Below are 7,006 nucleotides of genomic sequence, written 5' to 3'. Positions count from 1 at the left end.
CCACACATATCCATCAGCTGGCCTGACGGTTGGTCAATTCTTGTGAACTCGCGTCGATAAAGCGGGAGTTGCCGCACATGTGGTGCCGGACCGCAATGTTTCGGGACAGAGATCGAGGACTGAGAGCGGTTACTCATGTCGCGTACGCTGTCATTCATCGCACGAGTATCCGAAGTCGGCTTTCGGGGGTGAGTGAACCTCACCGACCCGCCCGGCTCTCAGGGATGTGTGGAAAGAGAAGATGATCACAACGTTCCGTCACCACCGAAGGGCGGCAGGATGAGGGGTCATGCCCTTGATACGGCGCTGGCAGAGGGCGAGGAAGGCGCCCCTGTGCTTCGGGAACTGACCCAAGTCGTGCTCGACGCCTTGACCGAGGGTGCCCGCGAGCGAGGCGGCCCGCTGCCGTGTGGCGGCCCCGAGGCTGTCGCCGCGCAGGTCCGAAGGGATGGGTCGCTCGCTCTGCCGGAGCGCGGCACGGGAGCAGTCGAAGCGCTGAGTTCGCTGGTGGGCGCCATGGCCCGGGGTGCCGCCGACCCGGCGGATCCGCACTGCGTGGGCCATCTGCACTGCCCGCCGCTGGCCGTCGCGGCTGCCGCGGAGCTGGCCTCCGCGGCCCTCAACCCGTCGATGGACTCCTGGGACCAGGCCCCCGCCGCTACGGTGATCGAGGAGGATGTCACCGACGCGCTGGCCGGCCTCGTCTATCCGCGGGCTCCCCGCCCGGACGCGCTGATCACCAGCGGCGGCACCGAGTCCAACCTCGTCGCGCTGCTGCTCGCCCGTGAGCGGGCCCGGGCCGCGGGCGCCGACACCCTGCAGGTGGTATACGGGGCCAACGCGCATCACAGTGTGCACCGAGCGGCTTGGACCTTGGGACTGCCGGAGCCGATGGTGGTCGAGTGCGGTGCCGGGCGCCTGGAGCCCGCCGCTCTCGACGAGGCGCTGACCGCGTACACGGGAGCCGCCCCTGTCCTCGTGGTGACGACGGCCGGTACGACCGACGAGGGAGTGATCGATCCGCTGCCCGAGCTGGCGGAGGTCGCCGCCAGGCACGGTGCCGAGATGCACGTCGACGCGGCGTACGGCGGGATGCTGCTGTTCAGCGATCGCCATACTCGGCAGCTGGCCTGCCTCGATTCGGCCGTCTCGGTCACGCTCGACATGCACAAGCTCGGCTGGCAGCCGGTCGCCGCCGGAATCCTGGCGGTCCAGGACACGCGGATGCTGGAACACCTCGCGTTCGAAGCGTCGTACCTCAACGCGGGTGACGACACGCAAGCCGGGCTGCCCGATCTGCTCCACCGCTCGATCCGCACGACCCGTCGCCCCGACGTCCTGAAGATCGCGGTCTCACTGCGGGCGCTCGGCCGTGCCGGACTCGGGGATCTCGTCGACCGGTGCGTCAGTGTCGCCGAGGAGTTCGCGGAGGCGGTGACCCACCATCCGGACCTCCGGCTGCGTCCCGGCGAGGTCGGCATCAGCACCGTGCTGTTCCGGCCGGTCGCGGCGGACGAGCTGCCATCACGCGAAGGCGACGAACTCGTCGCGGCCGTGCGGCGCAAGCTCCTCACCGACGGGCAAGCGGTGCTGGGCCGGGCCTGGGCCGTGGACGAGTCGGGCGATCACCGCCTCTGGCTCAAAGCCACGTTACTGAACCCTCAAGCCGGCCCCACCGACCTGGCACGCGTGCTGAAGCTCGTCGCCGACGCCGCGACCACAACGCGCACCACCCCTCGTACCCGTGGAGAAGACCGATGAGCAAGCACTCCGAGGAAGAGCCTCTCGACCTCGTCGGGGTGGGTATCGGTCCATTCAACCTGTCCCTCGCCGCCCTCGCCGACGGTCTTCCCGGACTGCGGACCGCCTTCCTGGAACAGAGCACCGCCTTCCGCTGGCACGCCGGGATGATGATCGAGGGGGCGACCCTCCAGGTGCCCTTCCTGGCCGATCTGGTCAGCCTTGTCGATCCGACCAGCCGCTGGTCCTTCCTCAACTACATGCGCCACCGGGAGCGGCTGTTCCCCTTCTACTTCGCCGAACGGTTCCACATACAGCGGATCGAGTACGACGCCTACTGCCGCTGGGTCAGCGAACAGTTGCCCGCGTGCCGTTTTGGGCACGTGGTGAACACGGTGCGCTGGGACACCGCACGCCGCGCATTCGACGTGGACTTCACCCGGGTGGGCGCGGACGGAGAGGCGCAGGGAGTGGGTCAGCTCTCCGCCCGACACCTCGTCCTTGGCGTCGGCACCGCGCCCCACGTCCCCGAGCACCTGCGGCCGCTCGTCGACGACGAGACGGAGCCGGTCTGGCACTCGGCGGAGTACCTGGCCCACCGTGACGAACTGCTGTCCGCAGACCACGTCACCGTGGTCGGCTCCGGTCAGTCGGGAGCGGAAGTCTTTCTCGACCTGCTCCGCCGCCGGCCCGTAGGCCGCGAGGGACTGGCCTGGATCGCGCGTACTCCCGCGTTCGCGCCGATGGAGTACAGCAAGCTGGGCCTTGAGCAGTTCACCCCCGACTACACCCGCTACTTCCAGGGCCTCGCCGAGCCGGTACGGGACCGGCTGCTGCCGCAGCAGTGGCAGCTGTACAAGGGCGTGAGCGCCGAGACGCTCGGTGACATACAGGACGAGCTCTACCGGCGCTCACTCGACGACACCTGGCCCGATGTCATGCTGACCCCTGGTATCGACCTGCGCTCCGTCGGGCGCTCGGGCGGTCGGCTCGAACTCAAGTTCTCGCACCTCCAGCAGGCCTCCCACGGCACCCTCGCCACGGACGGTCTGGTTCTGGCCACCGGCTACACCGAGCGCTCCGTCACGACGCTGACTGAGTCGATGGCGCCGCACATACGCAAGGACGCCGGAGGGCGGCCACAGATCGACGAGGCGTACCGGCTCGTACTCGGCGAGCCGGTCGAAGGCTCTGTCTTCGTGCAGAACGCGGAACGCCACAGTCACGGCGTGGGCGCACCCGACCTGGGTCTCGCCGCATGGCGCAGCGCCGTCATCCTCAACGCGCTGACCGGCGACCAGGCCTACCCGCTGCCCAGCCGGACGGCCTTCACCACCTTCGGTATCGACGGGACCTGGCACGCGCCGGGTGGGGCCATGGTGTCTTCCGGGGTGTCGTCCGGGGCCGTACCCGGCTAGGGGTGTTCAGGCGATGGGATTGCGAAGGGTACCGGCGAGTTGCACGCTGCTCGCCGGATCCGTCAGATTGACCATCTGCTTGTTGTTCAGCAGCTGCAGCCGGTTGTGGCAGGACAGCGGGAACTCCGGAGCGAACATGTCGTACTTCTCGAACGTCTCCCGCAATTCCGGTTTCGACGCCTGGTAGTCGGAGACACACTCGGCGACGAGCTGCCAGAAGTCCTCCTCCCGCAGCACGCCCTCGGTATCGAGGATCGCGGAGATGAAGCGGAAGAAACCGTCGAAGACATCGGTGAAGATCGGCAGGATCTTGTGTTCCTCCGGCAGGTCCACCCTGATCCGTTCGACCGCCGGCGGCAGGACCGTCTCCTGGTCCATCACGATGATCTCCTCGGCGATGTCCTTGAAGATCGTCCGCGAGACCGCTCCGTGCTCGTCGAGGACGAGAATCACGTTCTCCCCGTGCGGCATGAAGGCCAGCGCGTACGCGTAGTAGCAGTGCAGCATCGGCGTGAGGTAGGCACGCAGATAGCGGCGCAGCCACGCCTCGGGGTGCAGGCCCGACCCGGCGATCAGCGCGCCCACGACCGACTGCCCCTTACGGTCGACGTGGAGCAGCGAGGCCATGGTGGCGACGCGCTCGCCCTCGCCGAGGGACGGTACCGGGCTCTCGCGCCAGAGCGCCGCGAGCATCTTGCGGTAGGGGGAGGTGCGGTCGGTGGCCGCCTCGAACTCCAGGTGCCGGTAGCCGGTGGTCGCCAGCTCGCGGATGATCGAGAAGCCGGTCGAGCGGAGCAGGTCGTCCTTGGCGATCAGCTCCGCGAGCCAGTCGTTGATGGCGGGTGTGGCCTCCATGTACGCGGCCGAGAGGCCCCGCATGAAGCCCATGTTGACCACGGAGAGGGCCGTCTTCACATAGTGCCTGGCCGGCCGGGTGGCGTTGAAGAAGGTGCGGATGGATTGCTGGGCAAGGTACTGGTCGTCGCCCTCGCCCAGAAAGACCAGGTGCTCGCGGGCTATCTCGGCGGCGAACGTGACGGACAGCTTGTTCCGCCACTGCCAGGGATGGACGGGCATGAACAGGTAGTCGTCCGTGTCCAGCCCCCGTCGCCGCAGCGTGTCCCGGAAGCGGCGGAGGGTGCTCTCCCCGAGTTCGTCGCGCATCAGCGTTTCGTAGTCGACGCCGACGCCGGCGGTGAAGGACGCTCGGTCGCGGCGGGCCGCGAGCCAGACAAGCCTGACCGGGGCGGCGACTTCGGGGGCGTAGGAGAGGTATTCGTCCCCGCCGAAGCCGAGACGGCCGTTGTTGGCGATGAAGCAGGGATGCCCCTCGGTCATGCCGGTCTCGATGGTCTGGAAGTCGGCCCGGGCCAGCTGGGCCGCGGTCAGGGCGGGCCGGGACGCCTTGTAGCAGCTGCTCGCCAGGGTGGAGGAGATCTCTTCGAGGTAGACCGGGAGGACTTGCTCGGACAGGTTCAGGGTGCCGCGCAGCTCGACGAAGAACGTCAGCGGATCCAGCGGCTGGTCCGCACCGTCGGCCGTGCGACGCCGACATATCGTGGCGGCGTCGACCTGCCAGTGGTTCAGGGCGAGGACGCGCGCCTCGAAGTCGTAGGCGATGCTTCCGTCGTCGCTGACGATCCGGTAGCGGCCGTCACCGAGGCTCTGCGGGGAGAGCAGCCGTTCATGGGTGAACTCGGATATCGCTTTGCGGACGACCGAGCGGCCGGCCGTGGCCCAGGCATCCGGCGTCAGATGGGCGGTGGGGACCGCGAGGTTCATGTCCGTGTCCCCGGGTTTCTTGCCGACTGAGTTCATGCTCGTGCTCCTCGCGCCGCTGCGAACTGTGCTCGTGTACAAAAGCTCAACAGCGCCCGTTTCTCCGGCTTGTCGATCTCCCGCTCCGGCACGAAGCCAACAGCCGCGTTGAGCGCCTGCACGGCCGTGTTGCGCACATCGGGCTCGACGACGACTCGCTCGACCGCCGGGTCGGCGAGCAGGAACTCCATCACCGTGCGTATCACCGCCCGGGTGAACCCAGGGATGCGGGTGTCGGACGGGGCGGTCAGGAAGTGCATGCCGACATCGCCGGGCCGCGCCTCGTAGAGACCCTTGAGTTCGACCCGGCTCGGGTCGTACCTCTCCGCGAGGAACGCCGGTTTCCCCCGGTGCAGGCCGATGAAGGCTTCGTGGTGCGCCGAGGAAGCGATCGCCGAGTACTCCCGTACGACGTCCTCGAGGGCGGCCTCCTGCATCATCCAGAACACCGCCTTCGGGTGGGTCACCCAGCGGTGCAGTAGCGAGCCGTCGGCCACGGGGGCGAGGGCCCGCAGGGAGAACTCTCCGAGTGCCCGGTCGGTGGCCGAGAAGATGACGTCCGGGGTGTGCTCAGTCATACGACGATGCCTTCGGGTGCGGCGAACTCCTGGAAGGCGATGCGCTTTTCGAGAGGGTAGTACTCGGAGCCCAACAGCTCGCTGATGATGTAGGAGTTCCGGTACGAGCCCATCCCGAGGTCCGGGCTGGTGATGCTGTGCGTGTGCACGCCGGCGTTCTGGAGGAAGATCTCCCCTCCGGTGATGTCGATGGAGTAGTTGCGGGCCACGTCGAAGCGGCCACGGGAGTCCCGGTTGATCCGGTCGCGTACGGGATCGAGGAAGGGCGGGGACACGTACGCGTAGCCGGTGGCCAGCACCAGGCCCTCGGTCCTGACGGTGAAGTGCTTGTCCTGCTCCTCTTGGTGAAGGCCGAGGGTGTACACGGCCTCGTCCGCATCGTGAGCAGCGGTGTTCAGACTCGTGTTGGTGAACAGCCGGGTGGGGAGGGGGCCCCTGGCGCTCCTCTGGTAGAGGAGGTCGAAGATGGCGTTGATGAGCTCGGCGTCGATCCCCTTGAAGAGTCCCTTCTGAGCGGACTCCAATGCGTAGCGTTTGTGCTCGGGAAGGGCCCGGAAATAGTCGATGTACTCGGGCGAGGTCATTTCCAGCGTGAGCTTCGTGTACTCAAGTGGAAAGAACCGCGGGGAACGGGTGACCCAGTTGAGCCGGTAGCCGTGGACGTCGATCTCGGAAAGCAGGTCGTAGTAGATCTCGGCCGCGCTCTGGCCGCTTCCCACGAGCGTGATGGAACTCTTCCGCTGGAGTTCCGCCTTCACCTGCACGTACTGGGAGCTGTGGCTGAAGTCACCGCCGAGGCCTAGGCAGGCTTGGGGTATGTACGGCGGTGTGCCGGTACCCAGGACCAGACGGCGGGCCCGGTAGACCTCCCCCTGAGCGGTGCTGAGGGTGTAGTGGCCGTCCGCGTGAACGACGTTCGTGACCTTCGTGTTGAAGCGGACGTTGGTCAGTCTCGCAGCAGCCCACCGGCAGTATTCGTTGTACTCGGTACGCAGCGGATAGAAGTTCTCGCGTATGTAGAACGAGTACAGACGGCCGGTCTGCTTCAGGTAGTTGAGGAAAGAGTACGGCGAGGTGGGATCGGCGAGGCTGACCAGGTCGGCCATGAACGGGGTCTGGAGGTGAACGCCGTCCAGGAGCATGCCCGGGTGCCACGAGAAGTCGGGTTTGGCATCCAGGAAGAGCGCGCTCAGCTCGTCGATCGGCTCAAGCAGACACGCCAGTCCCAGATTGAAGGGACCCAGGCCGATGCCGACGACATCGAAGACTTCATCGGGGGAGGTCAGTGTTCTCTCCTTCCAGCGGGCGCTCAAGGCTACAACCAGCCCACCTGACGTCACATCAGGCTGACATGCCCTCAAAGCAGCTCGCCCAGCACGGTGTTCAGTCACATGCCGGGGTGGGGCCGGTTTGGCGTGTTGGTTGAGCGAGAGCGGGGGGTGTTGTGGATCC

5 protein-coding genes are annotated in these 7,006 nt (G+C 67.1%); 2 read left to right on the top strand and 3 right to left on the bottom strand.

The annotated features are described in order from the left end of the window. The first annotated feature begins 279 nt into the window (after positions 1–279). A complete protein-coding gene (locus AB0959_RS52810; protein WP_366834181.1) occupies positions 280–1,761 on the top strand; it encodes an aminotransferase class V-fold PLP-dependent enzyme in 1,482 nt (493 codons plus the stop codon). Then, the gene (locus AB0959_RS52805) at positions 1,758–3,158 is read left to right on the top strand and encodes a SidA/IucD/PvdA family monooxygenase (protein WP_366834180.1); all 1,401 of its coding nucleotides are present in this window, start codon (positions 1,758–1,760) and stop codon (positions 3,156–3,158) included. Before AB0959_RS52810 ends, AB0959_RS52805 begins: the two co-directional genes overlap by 4 nt. A gap of 6 nt (positions 3,159–3,164) precedes the next feature. Here AB0959_RS52805 and AB0959_RS52800 read toward each other — a convergent pair whose 3' ends face one another. The 3 genes from AB0959_RS52800 to AB0959_RS52790 are packed head-to-tail and all read right to left on the bottom strand — an operon-like array spanning position 3,165 to position 6,840. Beyond that, entirely contained in the window at positions 3,165–4,940 is a 1,776-nt protein-coding gene (locus tag AB0959_RS52800; RefSeq protein WP_366834183.1) for an IucA/IucC family siderophore biosynthesis protein, read from the bottom strand. A gap of 32 nt (positions 4,941–4,972) precedes the next feature. Then, positions 4,973–5,554 carry a GNAT family N-acetyltransferase gene (locus tag AB0959_RS52795; RefSeq protein WP_366834179.1) on the bottom strand — a complete coding sequence of 194 codons (582 nt, stop codon included), beginning with the start codon at positions 5,552–5,554 and terminating at the stop codon, positions 4,973–4,975. Beyond that, positions 5,551–6,840: a SidA/IucD/PvdA family monooxygenase gene (locus tag AB0959_RS52790; protein ID WP_366834182.1), complete on the bottom strand. Its 1,290-nt coding sequence runs from the start codon at positions 6,838–6,840 to the stop codon at positions 5,551–5,553. The genes AB0959_RS52795 and AB0959_RS52790 overlap by 4 nt, the downstream gene beginning before the upstream one ends. Positions 6,841–7,006 lie beyond the last annotated feature (166 nt).

The sequence above is a fragment of the Streptomyces sp. NPDC046862 genome, from assembly GCF_040704615.1.
In the GTDB taxonomy this organism is placed as follows: Bacteria; Actinomycetota; Actinomycetes; order Streptomycetales; family Streptomycetaceae; genus Streptomyces.
This window is presented reverse-complemented; position numbering and strand designations above follow the sequence as displayed.

What these genes read in the sequence shown, in the direction of transcription:
- AB0959_RS52800 (WP_366834183.1), bottom strand. Translation starts at nt 4,940, where the DNA reads ATGAACCTCGCGGTCCCCACCGCCCATCTGACGCCGGATGCCTGGGCC.
- AB0959_RS52810 (WP_366834181.1), top strand. Translation starts at nt 280, where the DNA reads ATGAGGGGTCATGCCCTTGATACGGCGCTGGCAGAGGGCGAGGAAGGC.
- AB0959_RS52795 (WP_366834179.1), bottom strand. Translation starts at nt 5,554, where the DNA reads ATGACTGAGCACACCCCGGACGTCATCTTCTCGGCCACCGACCGGGCA.
- AB0959_RS52805 (WP_366834180.1), top strand. Translation starts at nt 1,758, where the DNA reads ATGAGCAAGCACTCCGAGGAAGAGCCTCTCGACCTCGTCGGGGTGGGT.